Genomic DNA, 20691 nt, shown 5'->3' with positions numbered 1-20691 from the left:
GGGGCGGGCGGATGCACTGCGGAACGTACACCGGTGGGACGTGATGTGGATCACGCCACGTGGCGGTTGCGCGCATGCTAGGGGCGGGCGCGAGCGGGCGAGAAGAGGGGACGGTGCGGCGTTCCGCCCAAGGGCCGCCGTGGCGCGCCGAACGGTTCGTCGCACAGGACGAACGGCTCCGCCCGGCCGGGTGGGCGGTCGGCCGCGCGGGCGGGGCGGCCGGGCTCCGGCGCAGGTCGCGCGGGCCGGTTCCGCCGCCGCGGGGACGGCGGGCGGGGCGGGGCGGGGCTCTCGGGGAGCGGTGGCGCGGCGGCCGTGCGAGAATCACAGGCAGGTCGTGTACGCGTCACATGGAGGCCGTGCGCGCACCCCGCCGCCGCAGTGCGGGCGCGGCACCGCCGGACGCCGGCCCTTGACGGAAAATCACCCTCCGGTTACCAGGACGTATTTTTGCCACAAATGCTCGGATAACCATTGAGTCCGGCGGACCATCAGCGCTAGCTTCACTGCTCAACAATCTTGCCCTGGGCAACTGGTCCACGGGCGTTGTTCTAGAGGTGAAGTGGAGATCCCATGGCTCCTGTCCCACCCCGCCGTCGGCGCACCGCCACGGTCCCGTTGAGCCTGGCCGCGGCGGCAGCCCTGGCCTGCACGCCGCTGGGCGCGTCCGCCGTCGCGGCGGAGAGCACCAAGACCGCCGGGAGCTCCGCGACCCAGGCCGCCGAGGGACCGCTGCTGAGCTACGTGGTGAACACCAAGCTCGGCACCGGCTCGGTGCGCAAGGCCGAGCAGGCGGTGCGCGACGCGGGCGGCACGGTGGTGATCTCGTACCGGCAGATAGGCGTGATCGTCGCCCACTCGGCCAACCCCGACTTCGCCAAGCAGCTTCGCAAGGCCCCCGGCATAGTCTCCGCGGGCGCCTCCCGCACCGCTCCGCTGAAGGCCGCCGCCACCACCGAGGTCGGCGAGCCGGTGAAGGTCGCCGCGGGCAGCGCCGAGGTGCTCGCCGCGGACAGGCAGGCCGCGGCCGGCCAGGAGCCGATGGAGCCGCTCCAGTGGGACCTGCCCGCCATCAAGGCGGACAAGGCGCACGCCAAGTCCATCGGCAGCAAGAAGGTGAACGTCGCCGTCATCGACACCGGTGTGGACGACACCCACCCGGACCTGGCGCCGAACTTCGACGCGAAGTCCTCGGTGTCCTGCGTCGGCGGCGTGCCGGACACCTCGGCCGGCGCCTGGCGGCCCACCCCCGACTCGGACGGCAACTACCACGGCACCCATGTGGCGGGCACCATCGCCGCCGCGCGCAACGACGTCGGCGTGGCCGGCGTGGCCCCGGGCGTCACCCTGTCCGCCATCAAGGTGAGCGAGCCGGGCAACAGCCTGTTCTTCCCGGAGAGCGTGGTCTGCGGGTTCGTCTGGGCGGCCGAGCACGGCGCCGACGTGACGAACAACAGCTACTACGTCGACCCGTGGATGTTCAACTGCAAGGACGACCCGGACCAGAAGGCGATCCTGGACGCGGTCGGCCGGGCCGCGAGCTACGCCGAGCGCAAGGGCGCGCTGAACGTCGCCTCCGCGGGCAACTCCAACTTCGACCTCGGCGCCGACGAGATCGTGGACGACTCCAGCCCCGACGACAGCACCCCGGTCACGCGCACCATCGACCCGAGCGAGTGCCTTGACGTGCCCACGCAGCTCCCCGGCGTGGTGAGCGTCTCGGCCACCGGCCCGAAGAACGGCAAGTCGTACTACTCCAACTACGGCTACGGCGTCATCGACGTGGCCGCTCCCGGCGGCGACGGCCGGGTGCAGCCCGACGCCCCGGCGGAGAACGGCCGCATCCTGTCCACCATGCCGGGCAACGCCTACGGCTACCTCCAGGGCACCTCGATGGCGGGCCCGCACGTCGCCGGTGTCGCGGCGCTGCTGAAGAGCACCCACCCGTGGGCCTCCCCGAGGACGCTCCAGGTGATGATGAAGGCCCAGGCGGACGACGTGGCGTGCCCGCCGCTGTACGACAGCAACGGCGACGGCGCGGCCGACGCGGTCTGCGAGGGCGGCAAGGGCTACAACGGCTTCTACGGCCACGGCATCGTGGACGCGCTGGACGCCGTCAAGAAGTGACCGCCGGCCTCCGGGTGACCGCCGCTCGGCGGTCACCCGGAGGCGACGACGGCCCGCACGGGGCCGGGCGGGGGCGCCGCCGCGGCCCCGCCCGGGGCCTGTCGCTGTCATACGCGCGGCGCGGGCGCCGTGCTCACCGCGGGGCCGTTCACCGTGGGGCCGTGCTCACCCGGCCGCGGCCGGGGCGGGCGCCCGGATCCCCCGCCGCGCCCCGGTGGCCAGCAGGAACTCCCCCGCGATGTAGGTGGCCATCACCCACAGCCTGGCCCGCGGCGACTGCCGGGGCCGGGCGATGCCGGCGGCGATGAGCGCGTCGGAGAGCAGGAACAGCGCCCCGCCCGCCGCGGCGCGCGGGCCGGTCCCGGCCGCGGTCACGGCGGTCGCGGCCAGCAGCAGCCCGTACCCGGCCACCGGCAGCCGCAGCTCGCCCAGACCCGGCCCCAGCACGGCGAGCGTCAGCAGCCAGGCGGCGCCGTACACGGCGGCCGCGGCCCCGGCGCGGGAGCGGGACTCGCGGGAGGACAGCGCGCCGTCGCGCAGGAAGCGGGCGACGAAGCAGACGTGGGCGGCGGCGAAGCAGCCCATGCCGAGCAGGAACGGCGCCGCCTCCCCCGGGGTCTCGCCCGGCATCTCGCCCGCCACCTGGAGCAGCACGTCGCCGCAGGCGCTGAGCAGCAGCGCGGCCACCAGCGGGCGGGGCGCGCCCTCGGCGGCCGCGTAGGCGGCGAGCATCGGCATCAGGGCGGGCTTGGTGAGCCGGGCGGCCCGTTCGGCGTCGCCGGTCAGGGCGGCGAGGTGGACGGCGCTGACCCCGCCGAAGGCGGCGAGCAGCGCGCGGCTGCGGGTGAGCGGGAGCCCGCGGGCCAGGGCGGCGGCGGTGCGGGCACGGCCCCGTCCCCCGGACGGGCGCACCCGGGCGGCGGAACGCAACAGGGCCGAGGGGCGCGGCAGGGTCGGCGGGCGGGTGCGGGCGGGCGCGGGGTGGGGCGGTGGGTTCACGCTACGGGGTCCTGTCGTACGAGGGGTTCCGGGGGTGCCGTCGGGAGGGGCAGCGGCCGCGCGGCGGCGGTGGCCGGGGCGGTGGCCGGTTTCCATCCCGGTCCCATGAAGACATGTCCCAGGCGCGCGCGCCACGACCGCGCGCGCCTGATGTCGCGGGCGATGGCCGCGTACTCGTGGGTGGCCACCCGCAGCGGGTTGTGGGTGCCGATGTTCTTGGTCAGTCCGTAGTCGCACCGGACGGTCTCGGGGGTGAAGGAGCCGAACAGCCGGTCCCAGACGATGAGCACCCCGCCGAAGTTGCGGTCGAGGTAGCCGCCCTGGGAGGCGTGGTGCACCCGGTGGTGCGAGGGGGTGTTGAACACCGCCTCCACCGGGCGGGGCAGGCGGCGGACGCGCTCGGTGTGGATCCAGAACTGGTAGACGAGGTTGAGGGAGGAGCAGAACGCCACCGCGGCGGGGTGCACCCCGGCCAGCACCAGCGGCACGTAGAAGATCCAGGTGGTGACGCTGGTCCACGGCTGGCGCAGCGCCGTCGAGAGGTTGAACCTGCGGCTGGAGTGGTGCACCACGTGGCAGGCCCACAGGATCCGCACCACGTGGTGGCCGCGGTGCGACCAGTAGTAGCAGAGGTCCTGCGCCAGCAGCATCAGCGGCAGCGTCCACCACAGGACGGGGATCCGCAGGGGCGTCAGCTCGTACAGGGCCGCGTGGACGGCCACGATCGGGACCTTCCACAGCAGGTCGAACCCGATGCTGCCCAGGCCCATGGTGAGGCTGGTCGCGGTGTCCTTCGCCGTGTAGCCGAGCTCGTCCTCGCCGGGGTGGAACCGGTAGGAGAGGATCTCGACGGCGGTGAGCAGCACGAAGGCCGGAACGGACCAGAGCACCACATCGGGAAGACTGGACATATCAGCAGGTTAGGTACCCGAGCGGCGTCCGGCCAGGGGTCGTTACCAACGAGTACGCACAGTGCGGGCCGCCGTGCCCGCGGCTCGGGCGCGCACCCCGGGGAGCCACGCGCCCGCGGCGCGCGCCCGGTTGACAGAACCTCACCTGAGCGCCGCTCAGTTCCCCCTCCCCGCCCCTTGCTGTCGGACCCGGCCCTTATCCTCGGGACCATGCTGGACGTGAGCGTGCCCCCTTCGAACTGGCCGGCCGCGTATCCCGAGGGGTACGCGGTCGTCGACGTGGAGACCACGGGGCTGGCCCGCCACGACCGGATAGTGTCCGCCGCCGTCTACCGCCTCGACACGCACGGCAACGTGCAGGACCACTGGTACTCCCCCGTCAACCCCGAGCGGGATCCGGGCCCGGTGTGGATCCACGGCCTGACCAGCGAGGTGCTCGCCGACGCCCCGCTGTTCCCCGAGGTGGTGGACGAGCTGTCCGAGCGGCTCGCCGGGCGCGTCCTGGTCGCGCACAACGCGGTGTTCGACTGGTCGATGCTGGCCCGCGAGTACGCCCGCGCCGAGCGGGACGCCCCGGTGACCAGCCGGCTGTGCACGATCCACCTGTCCAAGGACCTCGGGCTGCCCCTGCCCAACCACCGCCTGGAGTCCCTGGCCGCCCACTACGGCATCGAGCAGCGGCGCGCCCACCACGCGCTGGACGACGCCCGGGTGCTCGCCGAGGCGTTCCGCCCCAGCCTGCACCTGGCCGCCGCGGCCGGGCTGCGGCTGCCCCTGCTGGCCTGCCGTCCGCTGGCCGCCCCGCCGCCGCAGGTGCCCGCCCCCGCCGCGCCCGCCGCCGTCCCCGGCTCCGCCTGGCGCACCTGGCGGCCCACCCGCCGCCGCCCGCCCTGCCCGTACCCCAACCCGGGCCGCCTGCGGCCGGGCGGCGCCCTGGTCCAGGGGATGCGGGTGGCCTTCTCCGGCGACACCGGCGTGGAGCGCGAGGAGCTGGAGGACCGGGCCACCGAGGCCGGGCTGCACGTGGCGGGCAGCGTGAGCCGGGTCACCAGCCTGCTGGTCACCAACGACCCGCAGGCGTGGACGACGAAGGCGCGGCGCGCCCGCGAGGTCGGCACCCCCGTGGTCGACGAGCGCACCTTCCTGGCCCTGCTGGAGGCCGTCGAGCCCGCCCCCGGCGGCTGAGCCCGGCTCGCCGGTGGGGCCCCCACCGGGGGGCGGCGCGGCGCCCGGAGGTACCGTCGTGGGGTGTCGTCGTACCGCTTTCTGCTGTCCCCCCGCTGGCTGCTGCTCACGCTGCTCGCGCTCGTGCTGATCCCCGCGATGGCCGAGCTGGGCTTCTGGCAGTACCACCGGCACGAGGCCCGGGTGGAGCGCAACCACGAGATCTCCGACGCCATGGACCGCGAGCCGGTCCCGGTGGGCGAGGTCACCGCGCCGGGGCGGCAGGTGCGCGACGGGGACGTCTACCGCCGGGTGACCGCGACCGGCCGCTACGACACCGCGCACGAGCTCGTCGCCCGCCAGCGCACCGCCGCGGACGAGGCCACCATCGGCTACCACGTGATCACCCCGCTGGTGCTGGACGACGGCACCGCGGTGCTGGTCAACCGGGGCTGGGTGGCCCCGGGGGCGGAGCTGAAGACCTACCCGAAGGTGCCGGAGCCGCCCTCGGGCGAGGTGACCGTCACCGGCCGGCTGCGGCCCGACGAGACCACCTCCAACAGCGGGATCAAGGACCACAAGGGCCTGCCCGACCGGCAGATCATGCTGATCAACTCGGCGAAGGTGGCCGAGCGCGGCGATCTGCCGTACCGCCTGGTCGGCGGGTACCTGGAGCTGACGGACACCTCGCCGCGGCCGTCCGGCACCCAGCCGGAGCCGGTGCCCGAGCCCGACTTCTCCGGCATCGGCACCCACTTCGCCTACGCCGTGCAGTGGTGGCTGTTCGCGGCGATGGTGCCGGTCGGGTGGGTCATCCTGGCGCGGCGGGAGCGGCAGGAACTGCTCGGGAAGAAGAAAAAGAAGAGCGGGCCGCCACCGCGCCCGGGCGGCCCGCGCCCGCCCGCCGCAGGGCCCGCCCCGGCGGACGGCCGGCCCGCCCAGCGCGTCGGCGAGCGTTAGCACCCGCCCCTGGGGGGAAGGTCTCCGGTTGCCGACGCACGCCCGGGCCACGGGGTGACGGACGACGGAGAGGGGCCGCACGTGCCGAGCCGCATCGAGGACTACGCGCTCATCGGGGACCTGCACACCGCCGCCCTGGTCGGCGCGGACGGCTCGATCGACTGGCTGTGCCTGCCCAGATTCGACTCCGGGGCCTGCTTCGCCGCGCTGCTCGGCGACGAGGAGAACGGCCACTGGCGCATCGCCCCCGTGGGCGAGGGGCGGTGCACCCGCCGCTCCTACCGCGGCGACACCCTGGTGCTGGAGACGGTGTGGGAGACCTCCTCCGGCACGGTGAAGCTCATCGACTTCATGCCGCAGCGCGACGAGATCCCCGACGTGGTGCGCATCGTGGAGGGCGTGACGGGCGAGGTCCGCGTGCTCAGCGAGCTGCGGCTGCGGTTCGACTACGGCCGGGTGGTGCCGTGGGTGCGGCGCAGCGACGACCACCGGGTGGCGGTGGCCGGCCCCGACTCCGCCTGGCTGCGCATCGACCCGCGGGTGCGCACCCACGGCAGGGACCGCTCCACCCGCTCGGAGTTCACCGTCCGCCCCGGCGACCGGGTGCCGTTCGTGCTCACCTGGCACCCCTCCCACGAGCCCGCGCCGCCGCCCACCGACGCCGAGGAGGCGCTCGCGGCCACCGTGGACGGCTGGGAGAAGTGGGCGTCCCAGTGCACCTACGAGGGGCCGTGGCGCGAGGCGGTGCTGCGCTCCCTGATCACCCTCAAGGCGCTGACGTACCGCCCGACCGGCGGCATCGTCGCCGCGCCCACCACCTCGCTGCCGGAGCTGATCGGCGGGGAGCGCAACTGGGACTACCGCTTCTGCTGGCTGCGCGACGCCACCCTCACCCTGGGCGCCCTGGTGACCAGCGGCTATCTGGACGAGGCCCGCGAGTGGCGGGAGTGGCTGCTGCGCGCGGTCGCGGGCGACCCGGCGGACCTGCGGATCATGTACGGGCTCGGCGGCGAGCGGCGGCTGCCGGAGACGGTGCTGGACTGGCTGCCCGGCTACGAGGGCTCGGTGCCGGTCCGGATCGGCAACGCCGCGGCGGAGCAGCTCCAGTTGGACGTGTACGGCGAGGTGATGCACACCCTGCACCTGGCCCGGGAGGCGGGCCTGGACGGGGAGCGGTACGTGTGGCGGATCCAGCGGGCGCTGCTGGACTTCCTGGAGTCCCACTGGCAGGAGCCGGACGAGGGGCTGTGGGAGGTGCGCGGCGGGCGGCGGCACTTCGTGCACTCCAAGGTCATGGCGTGGGTGGCGTTCGACCGGGCGGTGCGCACGGTGGAGCGGGGCCGGTTCCAGGGGCCGGTCAAGCGGTGGCGGGCGCTGCGCGACGAGGTCCACCGCGAGGTGTGCGAGCGCGGCTGGGACCCGGAGCGGCGCACCTTCACCCAGTACTACGGCTCCCGTGAGCTGGACGCCGCCACCCTGCTCATGCCGCACGTGGGCTTCCTGCCGCCGGAGGACCCGCGGGTGGTGGGGACGGTCGAGGCGGTGGCGCGCGAGCTGGACGAGGGCGGGTTCGTGCGGCGGTACTCCAATCCGGCGCACAGCTCGGTGGACGGCCTGCCGGGGGCGGAGGGCGCGTTCGTGGCGTGCTCGTTCTGGCTGGCGGCGGCGCAGCACGTCACGGGCAAGACGGAGCAGGCGAGGGAGCTGTTCGAGCGGCTGCTCGACATGCGCAACGACGTGGGGCTGCTCGCCGAGGAGTGGGACGCCGCCGCGGGGCGCCAGATCGGCAACTTCCCGCAGGCGTTCAGCCACATCGGCCTGGTCAACGCGGCGATGGTGCTCTCCGGTGCGAGGCCGGGAATCCCCCGGCAGTAGTCTGTGGCGCCATGGATCTCGGATTGAACGGCCGTACGTACATCGTCACCGGCGGCACCAGGGGGCTGGGCCGGGCCACCGCCGCCGCGCTGGCGGCCGAGGGCGCGAACGTGGTGCTCACGGGGCGCTCCGCGGACTCCGCGGCAGCGGCCGCCGACGGGCTCGGCGCCCCGGAGCGGGTGCTGGGCGTCGCGGCGGACAACGCCGACCCCGGCACGCCGGAGCGCCTGGTCGCCGCGGCGCGGGAGCGGTTCGACGGCTTCGACGGCATCCTGATCAGCGTCGGCGGCCCCCCGGCGGGCCCGGTCACCGCCGTGGACGACGACCAGTGGCGCCAGTCCGTGGAGACGGTGTTCCTCGGCGCGGTGCGCCTGGCCCGCACCGCCGCCGCGGAGCTCGGCGAGGGCGGGGCGATCGGCTTCGTGCTGTCGTCGTCCGTGCACTCGCCCATCCCCAACCTGGGCATCTCCAACGGCCTGCGGCCCGGGCTCGCCGGGGTCGCCAAGACCCTCGCCGACGAGCTCGGCCCCCGCGGCATCCGGGTGGTCGGCCTGTGCCCGGGGCGCATCGCCACCGACCGACTGCGGGAGCTGGACGCGCTGAGCGGCGACGCGGACGCGGCGCGGGAGCGCAACAGCGCGGCGATCCCGCTGCGCCGCTACGGCACCCCCGAGGAGTTCGGCCGGACGGCGGCGTTCGTGCTGTCGCCCGCCGCCTCCTACCTGACCGGCGTGATGCTCCCGGTGGACGGCGGCGCGAGCCGCGGCTTCTGACCGGCGGCCCTGCCCCGCCGGGGCCCCTACTCGACCCTGGCCGCCGGGTGGCGGTCGCCGCGCAGGCGGACCTCCGTCGGGAGGGCGGGCAGGCCGGCCGAGTCGCGGGCCTCGGCGAGCTGCTCGCGGTGCAGTCGGGCCACGACGGCGGCGGGGACCGCGTGCGCGGCCAGGGTGAGGGTCAGCCTGAGCCTGGGGACGGGGCGGCCGCGGTGCAGGGTGGCCCGGGCGCCGTCCACGCCCTCCACGGTGAGGGCCTGCCGCTCCAGCGCGTCCTCCAGGGCACCGGCGCGCAGCCACACCACGGCGTCGTCGTCCCCGGGCACACGGACGCGGACCCGGCCGACCCGGCGCTCCCTGAGCTGACTCACCAGCCACCACAGGCACAGCAGCACCAGCAGGCCCAGGCCCGACCACACCGCGGGCCACCACCAGTCCTCGTCGCGCCAGCGGGTGCGGTCGGCGTCGCTGAGCACGGGCCGGTCCGGCTCGGCCAGCGGCCACCACGACGGCAGGGCCAGGTCCCAGCGGCGCTCCAGGTCGAGCCCGCCGACCAGGACGAGGCCGCCCCCGGCGAGCAGGGCGAGGCCGGTCAGGGCCAGCAGGACGCGGTTGGCCGCGGTGCGGCCGGTCCCGGTTCCGCTCATGCGCCGTTCACCTCCCGCAGCGTCAGCGACACCCGGGGCGGCCGGACCAGGCCCAGGCCCGCGATGTCGTCGGCGAGCACGTTCTCCAGCTCCTCGCGCACCTCCGCCACGTCCCGGAAGTGCACGTCCGCCCGCATCCTGGCCCGGCGCCTGCCGACCTTGACACGGACCGCCCGCACCCCGGCGACCCGCAGCGCGCCGTCCCGCAGCGCCAGCGCCGCCGCCCTGCGATCCAGGCCGGCGCGCAGGTCGGGGCCGGGGGCGGCCATCGGCAGCACGGCCCGCCGCCCCGGGGTGAGGGCGAGGCACAGCAGCAGCAGTCCGGCCAGGACGGCGACGGCGGCGACGGCCAGCACCCAGGCGTCGTCCAACTGGCGCGCGGCCAGTTGGTCGGCGAGCTCGCGGCGCCACCGCCCGGCCCGCCGGTCGGCCGCCTCCACCGCGACCGTGTCGTACAGCAGCAGCCCGGCCGCGGCCAAGAGCAGCAGGGCCACCACCGCGGACGGCACCCGGCGCGCCGACCAGAACCGCGGCGAGGCGATCGGCGCGTGCTCCGCGGCGGGCCCGTGCCGCGCGGGGGCGTCCCGCTCCGGCGGGACGCCGTGCGCGGGCTCGTCCTTCGTCAGGGGGCCCGCCTTCTCGGGACCCTGCTCCGCCGGGTCGGTCATCGCAGCCTCCCCGTCCCTTCCTCGGCCGCGCCGCGCGGGTGGAGCCGTTCGACGGTGACCACCACGTCGGGCACCTCCATTCCCGTCAGCGACCGCACCCGCTCCGCCACCTCACGGCGCAGCTCCCCGCAGACCGCGCCGATGTCGCACGGGTAGCCCAGTTCCACGGTGAGCCGGATCCGGGCGCTGCCCGAGCGCACGGCCACCGAGGCGTGCGGGGCGCGGCCCGTCAGCTCCCGGTACCGCAGTCCCGCGCGGTCCAGGACCTCCCGGGCGGCCCGCGAGGCGACCTTGGCGACGACGCGGTCCGCGATCCGGGTGGCGCCCCGGTCGGCGGGCTCCACCCGCGCCGGGGACCGCCCGCCCTTGGCGCGCACGGGCACGGCCCGTCACCGCCGCCGGTTGCGGGGGCGGAAGAAGTCGCCGAGCTCCCAGTCGCCCTCGAGGAAGCGCCCGGCGATGAAACCGACGGCGCCCAGCGCCGCCACCAGCAGGAAGGCCCCGAAGCCACCGAACCATCCGGCGAAGCCCAGCGCCATTCCGACCACCAGGCCGACCACGGCCATGCTCATGGTTGCTCCTCACTTCTCGTGCGGGACAGCGGCCCGGCGCCCGGCGCGCTCACCGTACCCGGGTGCGGCGTCTGCGGCGCACGGCGGCGACGACGACACGGCCGCAGCGCACCGGCCAGGGGCCGCGCCGGTAGAAGGTGACCTGCGGCTCCCCCGGCGCGGGGGGGGCGGCCGGGGCCGGTCCCGCCGGGGCCAGCAGCTCCTGCCAGCGCCGCAGCTCCGCCGCGAACACCTCGGGGTCGCCGCCCACGTCCGGGTGGCCGGCGCGCACGAACCGCCGGTACTCCCGCCGCAGCCGCGCCGCGGCCACGCCGTCGCCGTCCTCCACGCGCGCCGCTCCGCTCATCGCGTCGCCGTCCCGCCTTCCCCGCTCCGCCGTTCCTTCCGCGTCGTTCCCCGCGGGGCCGGCCCGGGGCGGCACCGCCCCGGGCGGCCCCTCGCCGCCGCGGCTACTGGATCCGCGGCTCCTTGTCCTCCTCGTCCTCCTCGTCGGGCAGCTTCACATCGCCCACGGCGATGTTCACCTCCACGACCTCGAGGCCCGTCATCCGCTCCACCGCGGCGATCACATTCTCCCGCACCGCCCTGGCCACGTCGGCGATGGCGACGCCGTAGTCCACGACGATGTCCAGGTCGAGCGCGGTCTGCACCTCGCCGACCTCGGCCTTCACCCCTCGGGTGACGCTGGGCTTGCCGCCGGGCACCCGGTCCCGCACGGCCCCGAAGGTGCGCGCGAAACCGCTGCCCATGGCGTGCACGCCCACCACGTCGCGGGCGGCCATGCCCGCGATCTTCTCGACCACGCCGTCGGCGATCGAGGTCTTGCCGCGCGCGGCCGGGGCGGCGAGCGTGCGGCGGCTCGGGGTGGCCACCGCCTTGCTCTCCCCCGCGGTCTCCTTCGCCTGGTTCTCCGGCACGGTGCGGTGCGCCGTCTCCGTCATCGGCTCCGTCCCTTCACGATGGGCCCCGACCCGTTCGGACGCGGCCCGGTCCCTGCGGCTGATGGCTGCGAAGGACCTCGCTTCGCGGCCCGGTCCCCCATGCCGTCAACCCTATGGGTCTCTGCCCCGACGCGCGTGTCCGAACCGGCAGGAGGACGCGCCCGTTTCGGTGGCGCGGGGCGCGGGGCCGGGAGGATGATCGGCAGCGGGCGGGGTACGGCGAGGAGGCGAGTCGAGGATGGCCGAAGGGCAACTGGCCGAGGCGGTGCGGTACCAGGTCGGGCTCGGGCGGATCGTGCCGCTGGGCGGCGCGGCGGACGGGGCGTGGATCACCGAGTCGGCGGCGGGAGGGGTGCTGCGCGCGGCCGCGGCGGCCGCGGCGGACGGGGTGGTGGTGCGGGAGTTGCGGCTGGCGCCCGACGAGGAGCGGGAGCGGGACGCGCCCGCGGTGCCGGCCCCGGTGGGCGCGGTGCCGCCGGGGCCGCTGCGGGTGTCGGCGTCCGTCGAGGTGACGGTCGGCGCCCTGGCCCGGTACCCCCTGCCCGAGCTCGCGGAGCGGGTGCGGCTGGCGGTGCTGCCCGCGGCGCAGGAGCTGGTGGGGCTGGTGGTGGCGGCGGTGGACGTGGAGCTGGCGGGGCTGCTGGACGAGGCGGAGCCCGCGGCCGGGGAGCCCGCGCCCGGTGCGGCCCAGGCGCGGCGGGAGGTGCCGGCGGGCGGCGGGCCCGAGCACCTGGCGGCGCGGGCGGCGTTGGCGGTGCCCGGCGTCGCGGGCCTGGACCCGGGGCTCGGCGGGCTGCTGGGGTCGGGGGTGCCCGGGGTGCGGGCGGAGGGCGGCCATGTGCTGCTGCACCTGGTGACGGGGCCCGGCCACCGCCCGCTGGACGTGGCGCGGGCGGTGCGGGAGGCGGTGGCCGCCGCGGCCCCGGATCCGGTGACGGTGGCGGTGGTGGTCACGGGGGCGGGCGGGGTGGGCTGAACGGGCGAGGCGCTTCCCGTGGGGGCCCGTTCCGGGCCGGAGCGCGGCTCCCATTCGGCCGGAAGACGCCGGGCGGTATCGAGCAGACCCCGAACGGTGACCGCGTCCCCCGCGACAAACCCCCGAAACATGCGAACGCAGGTGCGAATATTCCGCTATTCCTGTGCACCTTGTTACCGAGGATGTCCGCGTTGTCAATGGAACGGACCGGACAAGCGGAGGCGGTTTTCCGGGACCCATTCCGCCGCGGCCCCTTTGCCGCCCCCGCCCTTTTGCCGCCGCCCGCCGCGCATTGCCCGCTCGCGGAACACGGGTTTACGCACGAATGAGCGAAGGAGTCAGTCCCCGATTCCGGTCAGGTCCCGCAGCCGCCGCGCCTGCGCCGCCCGCTCCGCGGCGCGCTGCTCGTCGTACTCGCGTCCGACGGCGCCGCGCAGCAGCGCCTTGGTCTCCACGACGGCGCCGCGCGGCGCGGCCAGCACCGCGGCCACCAGGTCGGACACGGCCGCGTCGAGCTCGGCGCGCGGCACCACCAGGTTGGCCAGACCGGTGCGCTCGGCCTCGTCGGCGTGCACCCAGCGCCCGGTGACGCAGATCTCCAGGGCGCGGGCGTAGCCGACCAGGTCGACCAGCGGCTTGGTCCCGGCCAGGTCCGGCACCAGGCCCAGGGACGTCTCCCGCATGGAGAACCGCGCGTCGTCCGCGCAGACCCGCAGGTCGCAGGCGAGCGCGAGCTGGAAGCCCGCCCCCACGGCGTGGCCCTGGACGGCGGCCACGGTCACCAGGTCGTTGCGCCGCCACCAGGTGAACGCCTCCTGGTACCCGGCGATGGCCGCGTCCAGCTCGGCGTCGGGGCGCGCCGCGAGCTCCGTCACCGAGGGCTCGCCCTCGATGCCCTCGGGCGTGAACATCCGCCGGTCGAGACCGGCGGAGAACGACACTCCCTCGGCGCGCAGCACCACGGCGCGGACGCTGCCCGGCAGGGCGCGGCCCGCCTCGGCCAAGGCCCGCCAGGTCCCCGGCGTCTGGGCGTTGCGCTGCTCGCCACGGCACAGCGTGACCGTGGCGACGGCGTCCTCGACGACGAGGCGGACGCCGTTCCGTTCCAGGACAGGCTCGGGCCGCGGCTTCGCGGACCGCTCCTCGGGCTCGCTCTCGGCAGTCACGGGCATTCGGCACCTCCGACGGCTCCTCCCCGCGGGCGCGGGGAACCTTCCGGACCGAACAGTAACCTACCGAACAGTAACCACCCGGTCGGCACCGCGCACGACCGGGTGGCGACCGCTGGAAGCCCCGGGGAGTTCCGAGCCGTGAGGCGCGGAGGGAACTACGCGGTGGCCTTGCTCTTGCCGCGCGTCGCTCCACCCCGTCCGCGCAAGGTCACCCCGGACTCACTGAGCATCCGGTGCACGAATCCATAGGAGCGGCCGGTTTCCTCGGCCAGCGCCCGGATGCTTGCCCCGGAGTCGTACTTCTTCTTCAGGTCAGCCGCGAGCTTCTCGCGCGCGGCACCGGTCACCCGGCTGCCCTTCTTCAGAGTCTCGGCCACCCGTGCCTCCTCATGGGAAGTGCGCTCTGGGTTCCCATGATCACCCCTGTTGCCGCCAATGGCCACCCATTCGGCAAGGTCGAACCCACAACATTGCCGGGAACGCGTCCGCCATTCCCCGCGCCCGCCCCGGCGGAAGGCGGGCGGAGCCGGGGCGAGCGGCGCTCCACTCGCTGTCGTGCGAGGGAAAGCGGCAGGTCAAGGGATACTGACAGGAGCGCTTCAGTTTCTTGACCATTACTTCCCGGGGACCAATTCGCCCGCCGATCCGCAAGGCTGCCCGGGGATGAAGTGTTCTCGTCCAGATGACGGATCACCCGTCGGCCGAATGATCGAATGGCGCGGCGCGGCCGCCGCCCGGGCGACCCGCCGCGCCTGTCCGGGGCCTGTCCGGGGCCTGTCCCGCCCGCGTCCCGCGCCCGCGCCGGGCCGGCTCAGGCCAGGGAGACCAGGTCCGCGTAGTCCTCGTTCCACAGGTCCTCGACCCCGTCGGGGAGGAGGATGATCCGCTCGGGCTGGAGCGCGTCCACGGCGCCCTCGTCGTGGGTGACCAGCACCACGGCCCCGGTGAACGAGCGCAGCGCGCCGAGGATCTCCTCGCGGCTGGCCGGGTCCAGGTTGTTGGTGGGCTCGTCGAGCAGCAGCACGTTGGCGCTGGAGACCACGAGCGTGGCGAGCGCGAGCCGGGTCTTCTCCCCGCCGGAGAGCACGCCCGCGGGCTTGTCCACGTCGTCGCCGGAGAACAGGAACGAGCCGAGGATCTTCCGGATCTCGCCGAGGTCCATGTCCGGCGCCGCCGAGCGCATGTTCTCCAGCACCGTGCGGTCCGGGTCCAGGGTCTCGTGCTCCTGCGCGTAGTAGCCGAGCTTGAGCCCGTGGCCCGCCTCCACCCGGCCGGTGTCCGGCTTCTCGACGCCGGACAGCAGCCGCAGCAGGGTCGTCTTGCCCGCGCCGTTCAGGCCCAGGACGACGACCCGCGAGCCCTTGTCGATGGCCAGGTCGACATCGGTGAAGATCTCCAGCGAGCCGTAGGACTTCGACAGGCCCGAGGCGGTGAGCGGCGTCTTGCCGCACGGGGCGGGCTCGGGGAAGCGCAGCTTGGCGACCTTGTCGGAGGCGCGGACCTCCTCCAGCCCGGAGAGCATGCGCTCGGCGCGGCGGGCCATGTTCTGCGCGGCGACGGTCTTGGTCGCCTTCGCGCGCATCTTGTCGGCCTGCGCCATGAGCTGGGAGGCCTTCTTCTCCGCGTTGGCGCGCTCGCGCCTGCGGCGGCGCTCGTCGGCCTCGCGCTGGCCCAGGTACGCCTTCCAGCCCATGTTGTAGACGTCGATGCAGGAGCGGTTGGCGTCCAGGTAGAAGACCTTGTTGACGACCTCCTCGACCAGGTTCACGTCGTGGGAGATCACGATGAAGCCGCCGCGGTAGGTCTTCAGGAAGTCCCGCAGCCACAGGATCGAGTCCGCGTCCAGGTGGTTGGTGGGCTCGTCGAGCAGCAGCGTGTCGGCGTCGGAGAACAGGATGCGGGCCAGCTCCACGCGGCGGCGCTGACCGCCGGAGAGGGTGTTCAGCGGCTGCTCCAGCACCCGGTCGGGCAGGCCGAGGCTGGCGGCGATGGTGGCGGCCTCGGCCTCGGCGGCGTAGCCGCCCTTGGTGAGGAACTCCGTCTCCAGCCGCGAGTAGCGGCGCATCGCCTGGTCGCGGGTGCCGCCGACGGCGCTGGCCATCCGCTCCTCGGCGACCCGCATGTCGCGCAGCACCGTGTCCAGGCCGCGGGCGGACAGGATGCGGTCGCGGGCCAGCACCTCCAGGTCGCCGGTGCGCGGGTCCTGCGGGAGGTAGCCGACCTCGCCGCTGCGGGTGACGGTGCCGGCCGCGGGGATGCCCTGGCCGGCCAGGACCTTGGTGAGGGTGGTCTTGCCCGCCCCGTTGCGGCCGACCAGGCCGATGCGGTCGCCGCGGGCAACGCGGAAGGAGGCGGACTCGATGAGGACACGGGCGCCTGCGCGCAGCTCGATGCCGGTGGCAGTGATCATGGGTGGAAGGGCTCCAGGGCGTGGCGGACGGCATGGGCATCGCGGAACCGGCCGGGACCGCGGACCGGTGACACCGGGCCGTGACGTCCACGTCTCCCGCGGCGTCGGGGTCCTTCGGCCGCGCGCCGTCTAATGCACGAGGAGGACAACTGCCATGCCGGTCATTCTACCGGTGGGCGCGGTGGGGCCTGTCCAGCGAATTGTCCGGCGCCGCCGCCCGCACCGCGCCCCGGGCGGCGTAGGCGGCGGCCGAGCGGGCACGCGCCTGCCATGAGTCGTGGAGATGGCCTGTGCCTGGAGGCCGACGGGCACGAGGTGGCGCTCAGCCGCGCGGAGAAGGTGCTGTATCCGCGGGCGGGGTTCACCAAGCGGGACGTGGCCTCCTACTACCGGCGGATCGCCCCGGTGCTGCTGCCCCACCTGCGCGGCCGCCCGGCGTCGTTCCTGCGCTTCCCCGACGGGGTCGGCGCGGAGGGGTTCTTCGCCAAGAACGCGCCGCGGGGCACGCCACCGTGGGTGCGCACCGTCCGCCTGCCGTCGCCCGGCAGCACCAAGGGGCGGCGGACGGTGGAGTACGTCGTGGTGGAGGACACCGCGACCCTGCTGTGGGCGGCCAACCTGGCGAGCCTGGAGATCCACGTGCCGCAGTGGCGGGTCGGGCCGCGCGGCGGGGTGCGCCGGCCGGACCTGCTGGTGTTCGACCTGGACCCGGGGGCGCCGGCGACCGTGGTGGAGTGCTGCCGGGTCGCGCTGCTGCTGCGTGAGGAGCTGGCGGAGGCCGGGCTGCGGGCGTGGCCGAAGGCGTCGGGGTCCAAGGGGCTGCACGTGTACGTGCCGGTGGAGCCCACCGCGGGCGAGCGGGCGGCGGCGTTCGCCCGGAGCGTCGCCGAGCGGCTGGCGGAGCGGGACCCGGAGCTGGTCCTCACCCGGATGGACCGGTCGCTGCGCGGCGGGAAGGTGTTCGTGGACTGGAACCAGAACAACCCCGCCCGCACCACCGTCGCCCCCTACTCCCTGCGCGCCCGGGAACTGCCGTACGTGGCCGCGCCCGTGACCTGGGAGGAGGTCGCCTCGTGCGCGCGGCCCGAGGATCTGCGCATCCCCGCCCGGGACGTGCTCGCCCGGGTGGAGCGGACAGGGGACCTGTTCGGGTCGATGGAGAGCTGCGCCCGCCGGGTACCCAGGCGGTGATCCGCGCCCGCGGAACGTCACGGAGTAGGGAGTGATCACCATGGCGGAAGGCGTCACCAGGCCCACCGTCTACCCCACGCTGCGCTACCAGGACGCGCCGGCGGCCGTCGCGTTCCTGAAGGAGGCGTTCCGGTTCACCGCGATCGCCGTGTACGAGGAGCTGGACGGCACCGTGGCGCACGCCGAGCTGGCCTACGGCAACGGCCTGGTCATGCTCGGCTCCACCGGCCGGGAGGGGCCGTACTCCGACGCGGCCAGGGGGCTGGGCGCGGCGTCGGTGTACGTGGTCGTCGCGGACCCCGACCGGCACTGCGAGCACGCGCGGGCCCACGGGGCGCGGATCGTGCTGCCGCCCGCCGACCAGGACTACGGCTCCCGCGACTACACCGCGAGCGACCCGGAGGGCAACCTGTGGACCTTCGGCACCTACCAGCCGGACTTCGGCGCGGGGCTCGGCACCTGAGGTCCGCCCCGCGCCCGCGCTCCGTCAGCCGCCGCCCCGGTGCACCTGGAACGCCGCCCGGCGCACCACCTTGGCCAGCACCGGGTCCGGGTGCGCCGCGGCCAGCGCCACCAGCACCTGCACCGTCCTGGGGTGGTCCACCTCCCGCAGCTCCTCCAGCAACTCCGTGACCGAACCCTGCGCCGCCGACTGGAGGTGCGTCACCAGCAGGTGCCCCTCGCCGTGGTCGGCGACGGCGGCCGCGGTGTCCACCCACAGCCAGGTGGCCTCCTGCCTGCTGAGCAGGTCGGGCGGCACCTCGCCGTCCTGCTCGGCCAGCCACAGCAGCGCGTAGGGCCGCAGCGTCGGCTCCTCGGCGGCGGCGCGCACCGCTCCCTCGGCGGGGCCGCCGACGACGCGCAGCGCGTCGAACGCCAGCCCGCGCAGCAGCGGGTCGTCGCCGCGCGCGACCTCCAGCAGCTCGGCGACGGCCTGCCCCACGGGCCTCGCGGCCAGCCACGCCCGGTACTCGTCGCGCGCCGGGCCGGGCGAGTAGCGGGCGCAGGCGCGCAGCAGCTCGCGCGCGGACTGCTCGATGTGGCCGCCCGCCACGCTCTGCGCGGCGACGCAGATCTGCTCCAGCTTGGTCCACACCGCCCAGTTGCCCAGCTCCGTCAGGGTGACGTCGGCCGCGCCCGCGTCCCCGCGCAGCGCGCCCACCGAGGTGAGGCTGCCCAGCAGCCACTCCAGCAGCGGTGGCAACTGGGTCCGCGCCGCGTCACCGGCCAGCTCCGGCTCGCCGCGCGACTCGCGCAGCTCGGCGATCCGCTGGCCGAGCAGCTCCAGCAGGCCCTCCACGGGCAGCGGGTCCGAGGTCAGGTGCAGCAGCGACAGCAACTGGGGCGCGCTCTCCACGACCTCCGCGACCACGGCCGGGTCCGCGTCGGCGGGCGCCGGGCGGGACAGCGCCCAGGCGTCGAACAGGGCCACCCAGCCGCGCAGCACCGCGGCGTCGTCCCGCTCCCACACCCGCAGCCGCCAGCCGGCCCTGGCCACGCCCTCCCGCAGCTCCAGCAGCCCGGTGAGCCTGGCCTGCTCCCAGGCGGCGGTGACCTGCTCCTCCGTCAACTCCAGGTCGCGCGCCGCGTCCCGCGCCGCCTCCTGCGGCAGGGACATGCCCGCCGCGGCCTTCACCCCGACCGGGTCGCCGGGCGGACCCTCCGTCCAGCGGGCGAGGCGGACGGCGGGGGCGAGTTGGGCCCTGGCCCTCGCGGCCAGTTCCGTCTGCTCGGGGATTCCCTCGGGGCGGCGGGCGGCGGCCGCGCGCCGGGCGCTGCGCCGGTGGGCGGTGGCGCCTTCGACCTGGAGGGCACGGGCCGCCTCGAGCCGGCGGCTGGGGACAGGGCGCAGGCGTGCTGTGTCTCGCGGAGTACGGGACGTCACAACAGCAGTCTGTCGGGTGTTGGCCCGGATTCCCAAACGGTAGATCATCCGGCGGGAGCGAACGGAACAACTGAGGAGGGATCGGGCCGCCGGCGGACCGGGCCGGGGGGCGGCCCGGGACGGCGCGCGGCGGGGCGTCGGGGACCGCCCGGCCTGCTCGGGGGCCGTCCGGCGGGCCGCCGGGCCCCGGACCGGGCCTTCGGGGCGCCCCGCGCCCGGCCTCCTCCGCGGCGGGGCGCGGGAGACCTCTCCGGGGCTCGCCGGGACGCCGCTGGGATCCCTCGGAGACGGCGCGGAGACGGCGCGGAGACGCCACTAGAGAAGAGGGGTCAGGAAGCGCCGCAGGACCTCCTCGTAGCGGGCCGGGTCGGCGTTCCACATCGCCGCGTGGTCGGCGTCGCGCACGGTGTGCCGCGTCACGAGGTCCGGGCGGCGCGCCGCGAGTTCGCGGGAGCGTTCCCAGGGGGCCAGGGCGTCGTCCGGGCCGTGCAGCACCAGGGTCGGCACGGACAGCGCGGAGGGGTGCGCGGCCTCGTCGAGCCGGTCGTGGTGCAGGGCCGTGCGGCCCTCCACGGCGCGCACCGCGAGCGGCAGCAGCGGGGCGGGCACGCCGCGGTGCGCGGCGAGGCGGCGCAGCGTCCGCCGCCAGTCCAGGACCGGCGAGTCCAGGACCAGGCCCTTGACGGCCTCGCGCAGCGGCGAGCGGTCCGCCGTGTGCAGGGCCATGGTGGCGCCGACCGACCAGCCGTACAGCACCACCCCGGCGGCGCCCTGGTCGACGGCGTAGCGCAGCGCGGCGTCCAGGTCGCGCCACTCGGTGTCGCCGAGGTGGCCGATGCGGTCGGGGGAGCGCGGGGCGCCGGGGTCGTTGCGGTAGCCGATGTCGAGGACGGTCAGCCGCAGGGAGCACAGCGCGGGGAGCACGGCCAGGGGCTGCTCGCGGGTGGCGCCGAGGCCGTGCGCGGTGATGACCCAGATGTCCCGGGTCCCCGGCAGGTACCAGGCGGGCAGCGGGCCGAGCTCGCCGGGGAACGCCGTCTCCTCGAAGTCCAGGCCGTGCGCGGTGCGGGGGTCGCCGCGGTGGACCTGCGGGGTGAACAGCAGGCGGTCGCCGGCCACGGGGCCGCCGCGCTCCAGGCGCTCCACGCGGCGGGTGACCGTGTCGGCGGTGGTGGACAGCACCTCCCCGACGACGGCGTGGCAGTCGGGGCCGGTCAGGGCGTAGCGGCCGGGGCGGGAGGCGGCGACGGTCCTGGTGACGGATACGGCGTCGTCGTCGGCGCCGTGGACGGTGACCTGCTCGCTGCCGGGCGGCCCGCCGCGCAGCGGCCGCAGCGCCGCCTGGGAGGCGAGCCGCCCGGCCGCGACGGAGGCCGCGGCGCCGCCCGCCGCGGGCGCAGTCGCCGCCGCCAGGGCGGCG

General features: G+C 75.6%; 21 protein-coding genes. 8 read left to right on the top strand and 13 right to left on the bottom strand.

Going from position 1 to position 20691, the window contains the following annotated elements:
- The first annotated feature begins 573 nt into the window (after positions 1–573).
- Entirely contained in the window at positions 574–2127 is a 1554-nt protein-coding gene (locus tag ACYVO2_RS31655; RefSeq protein ID WP_461011509.1) for a S8 family peptidase, read from the top strand.
- Positions 2128–2292: 165 nt separating this feature from the next.
- Here ACYVO2_RS31655 and ACYVO2_RS31650 read toward each other — a convergent pair whose 3' ends face one another.
- Both ACYVO2_RS31650 and ACYVO2_RS31645 read right to left on the bottom strand, forming a co-directional pair.
- Positions 2293–3126, bottom strand: a complete 834-nt coding sequence (locus ACYVO2_RS31650; protein WP_461011508.1) for a lysoplasmalogenase — start codon at positions 3124–3126, stop codon at positions 2293–2295.
- The gene (locus ACYVO2_RS31645) at positions 3123–4037 is read right to left on the bottom strand and encodes a sterol desaturase family protein (RefSeq protein WP_461011507.1); all 915 of its coding nucleotides are present in this window, start codon (positions 4035–4037) and stop codon (positions 3123–3125) included. Before ACYVO2_RS31645 ends, ACYVO2_RS31650 begins: the two co-directional genes overlap by 4 nt.
- Before the next feature lie 210 nt (positions 4038–4247).
- On the opposite strand from ACYVO2_RS31645, the gene ACYVO2_RS31640 reads away from it, so the two are divergent.
- From ACYVO2_RS31640 to ACYVO2_RS31625, 4 genes are all read left to right on the top strand, one after another.
- Positions 4248–5222, top strand: coding sequence for a DEDDh family exonuclease (locus ACYVO2_RS31640; RefSeq protein WP_461011506.1), 975 nt, complete (start codon positions 4248–4250; stop codon positions 5220–5222).
- 63 nt (positions 5223–5285) lie between these two features.
- Positions 5286–6161 (top strand): SURF1 family cytochrome oxidase biogenesis protein, encoded by an 876-nt coding sequence (locus ACYVO2_RS31635; RefSeq protein ID WP_461011505.1) that lies wholly within the window; start codon positions 5286–5288, stop codon positions 6159–6161.
- Between the two features lie 81 nt (positions 6162–6242).
- Positions 6243–8036, top strand: coding sequence for a glycoside hydrolase family 15 protein (locus ACYVO2_RS31630; RefSeq protein ID WP_461011504.1), 1794 nt, complete (start codon positions 6243–6245; stop codon positions 8034–8036).
- Between the two features lie 11 nt (positions 8037–8047).
- Positions 8048–8809: an SDR family oxidoreductase gene (locus ACYVO2_RS31625; protein ID WP_461011503.1), complete on the top strand. Its 762-nt coding sequence runs from the start codon at positions 8048–8050 to the stop codon at positions 8807–8809.
- 26 nt (positions 8810–8835) lie between these two features.
- Here the strand turns inward: ACYVO2_RS31625 and ACYVO2_RS31620 are convergent, their stop codons facing one another.
- The 6 genes from ACYVO2_RS31620 to ACYVO2_RS31595 all read right to left on the bottom strand — a co-directional run bounded on the left by ACYVO2_RS31620 (position 8836) and on the right by ACYVO2_RS31595 (position 11637).
- The gene (locus ACYVO2_RS31620) at positions 8836–9456 is read right to left on the bottom strand and encodes an alkaline shock response membrane anchor protein AmaP (protein ID WP_461011502.1); all 621 of its coding nucleotides are present in this window, start codon (positions 9454–9456) and stop codon (positions 8836–8838) included.
- Positions 9453–10124: a DUF6286 domain-containing protein gene (locus ACYVO2_RS31615; RefSeq protein WP_461011501.1), complete on the bottom strand. Its 672-nt coding sequence runs from the start codon at positions 10122–10124 to the stop codon at positions 9453–9455. The genes ACYVO2_RS31620 and ACYVO2_RS31615 overlap by 4 nt, the downstream gene beginning before the upstream one ends.
- On the bottom strand, positions 10121–10507 hold the full coding sequence (locus ACYVO2_RS31610) for an Asp23/Gls24 family envelope stress response protein (RefSeq protein WP_461011500.1): 387 nt from the start codon (positions 10505–10507) through the stop codon (positions 10121–10123). Before ACYVO2_RS31610 ends, ACYVO2_RS31615 begins: the two co-directional genes overlap by 4 nt.
- Before the next feature lie 6 nt (positions 10508–10513).
- A complete protein-coding gene (locus ACYVO2_RS31605; RefSeq protein WP_461011499.1) occupies positions 10514–10696 on the bottom strand; it encodes a hypothetical protein in 183 nt (60 codons plus the stop codon).
- 49 nt (positions 10697–10745) lie between these two features.
- Positions 10746–11042: a hypothetical protein gene (locus ACYVO2_RS31600; protein WP_461011498.1), complete on the bottom strand. Its 297-nt coding sequence runs from the start codon at positions 11040–11042 to the stop codon at positions 10746–10748.
- A gap of 103 nt (positions 11043–11145) precedes the next feature.
- A complete protein-coding gene (locus ACYVO2_RS31595) occupies positions 11146–11637 on the bottom strand; it encodes an Asp23/Gls24 family envelope stress response protein (RefSeq protein WP_461011497.1) in 492 nt (163 codons plus the stop codon).
- 238 nt (positions 11638–11875) lie between these two features.
- Here ACYVO2_RS31595 and ACYVO2_RS31590 point away from each other — a divergent pair, with 238 nt between their 5' ends.
- A complete protein-coding gene (locus ACYVO2_RS31590; protein ID WP_461011496.1) occupies positions 11876–12613 on the top strand; it encodes a hypothetical protein in 738 nt (245 codons plus the stop codon).
- A 338-nt stretch (positions 12614–12951) separates the two neighbouring features.
- On the opposite strand, the gene ACYVO2_RS31585 is transcribed toward ACYVO2_RS31590, so the two are convergent.
- The 3 genes from ACYVO2_RS31585 to abc-f form a co-directional block, all read right to left on the bottom strand.
- The gene (locus ACYVO2_RS31585; RefSeq protein WP_461011495.1) at positions 12952–13779 is read right to left on the bottom strand and encodes an enoyl-CoA hydratase/isomerase family protein; all 828 of its coding nucleotides are present in this window, start codon (positions 13777–13779) and stop codon (positions 12952–12954) included.
- A 161-nt stretch (positions 13780–13940) separates the two neighbouring features.
- On the bottom strand, positions 13941–14162 hold the full coding sequence (locus ACYVO2_RS31580) for a helix-turn-helix domain-containing protein (RefSeq protein WP_461011494.1): 222 nt from the start codon (positions 14160–14162) through the stop codon (positions 13941–13943).
- Between the two features lie 434 nt (positions 14163–14596).
- Positions 14597–16195, bottom strand: a complete 1599-nt coding sequence (abc-f, locus tag ACYVO2_RS31575) for a ribosomal protection-like ABC-F family protein (RefSeq protein ID WP_461011493.1) — start codon at positions 16193–16195, stop codon at positions 14597–14599.
- A 270-nt stretch (positions 16196–16465) separates the two neighbouring features.
- Here abc-f and ligD point away from each other — a divergent pair, with 270 nt between their 5' ends.
- Both ligD and ACYVO2_RS31565 read left to right on the top strand, forming a co-directional pair.
- Complete coding sequence (gene ligD / locus ACYVO2_RS31570) at positions 16466–17386, top strand: non-homologous end-joining DNA ligase (RefSeq protein ID WP_461011492.1); 921 nt, start codon at positions 16466–16468, stop codon at positions 17384–17386.
- A gap of 40 nt (positions 17387–17426) precedes the next feature.
- Positions 17427–17849 carry a VOC family protein gene (locus ACYVO2_RS31565; protein WP_461011491.1) on the top strand — a complete coding sequence of 141 codons (423 nt, stop codon included), beginning with the start codon at positions 17427–17429 and terminating at the stop codon, positions 17847–17849.
- A gap of 24 nt (positions 17850–17873) precedes the next feature.
- Here the strand turns inward: ACYVO2_RS31565 and ACYVO2_RS31560 are convergent, their stop codons facing one another.
- Complete coding sequence (locus tag ACYVO2_RS31560) at positions 17874–19271, bottom strand: hypothetical protein (RefSeq protein WP_461011490.1); 1398 nt, start codon at positions 19269–19271, stop codon at positions 17874–17876.
- Between the two features lie 315 nt (positions 19272–19586).
- On the bottom strand, positions 19587–20684 hold the full coding sequence (locus ACYVO2_RS31555) for an alpha/beta hydrolase (protein WP_461011539.1): 1098 nt from the start codon (positions 20682–20684) through the stop codon (positions 19587–19589).
- Positions 20685–20691 lie beyond the last annotated feature (7 nt).

It is taken from the genome of Streptomyces capparidis (assembly GCF_054782095.1).
The sequence above is the reverse complement of the archived record's forward strand: the minus strand, read 5'-3'. Positions and strand labels throughout refer to the sequence as shown.

What these genes read in the sequence shown, in the direction of transcription:
- ACYVO2_RS31655 (WP_461011509.1), top strand. Translation starts at nt 574, where the DNA reads ATGGCTCCTGTCCCACCCCGCCGTCGGCGCACCGCCACGGTCCCGTTG.
- ACYVO2_RS31645 (WP_461011507.1), bottom strand. Translation starts at nt 4,037, where the DNA reads ATGTCCAGTCTTCCCGATGTGGTGCTCTGGTCCGTTCCGGCCTTCGTG.
- ACYVO2_RS31640 (WP_461011506.1), top strand. Translation starts at nt 4,248, where the DNA reads ATGCTGGACGTGAGCGTGCCCCCTTCGAACTGGCCGGCCGCGTATCCC.
- ACYVO2_RS31625 (WP_461011503.1), top strand. Translation starts at nt 8,048, where the DNA reads ATGGATCTCGGATTGAACGGCCGTACGTACATCGTCACCGGCGGCACC.
- ACYVO2_RS31620 (WP_461011502.1), bottom strand. Translation starts at nt 9,456, where the DNA reads ATGAGCGGAACCGGGACCGGCCGCACCGCGGCCAACCGCGTCCTGCTG.
- ACYVO2_RS31615 (WP_461011501.1), bottom strand. Translation starts at nt 10,124, where the DNA reads ATGACCGACCCGGCGGAGCAGGGTCCCGAGAAGGCGGGCCCCCTGACG.
- ACYVO2_RS31605 (WP_461011499.1), bottom strand. Translation starts at nt 10,696, where the DNA reads ATGAGCATGGCCGTGGTCGGCCTGGTGGTCGGAATGGCGCTGGGCTTC.
- ACYVO2_RS31600 (WP_461011498.1), bottom strand. Translation starts at nt 11,042, where the DNA reads ATGAGCGGAGCGGCGCGCGTGGAGGACGGCGACGGCGTGGCCGCGGCG.
- ACYVO2_RS31595 (WP_461011497.1), bottom strand. Translation starts at nt 11,637, where the DNA reads ATGACGGAGACGGCGCACCGCACCGTGCCGGAGAACCAGGCGAAGGAG.
- ACYVO2_RS31590 (WP_461011496.1), top strand. Translation starts at nt 11,876, where the DNA reads ATGGCCGAAGGGCAACTGGCCGAGGCGGTGCGGTACCAGGTCGGGCTC.
- abc-f (WP_461011493.1), bottom strand. Translation starts at nt 16,195, where the DNA reads ATGATCACTGCCACCGGCATCGAGCTGCGCGCAGGCGCCCGTGTCCTC.
- ligD (WP_461011492.1), top strand. Translation starts at nt 16,466, where the DNA reads ATGAGTCGTGGAGATGGCCTGTGCCTGGAGGCCGACGGGCACGAGGTG.
- ACYVO2_RS31565 (WP_461011491.1), top strand. Translation starts at nt 17,427, where the DNA reads ATGGCGGAAGGCGTCACCAGGCCCACCGTCTACCCCACGCTGCGCTAC.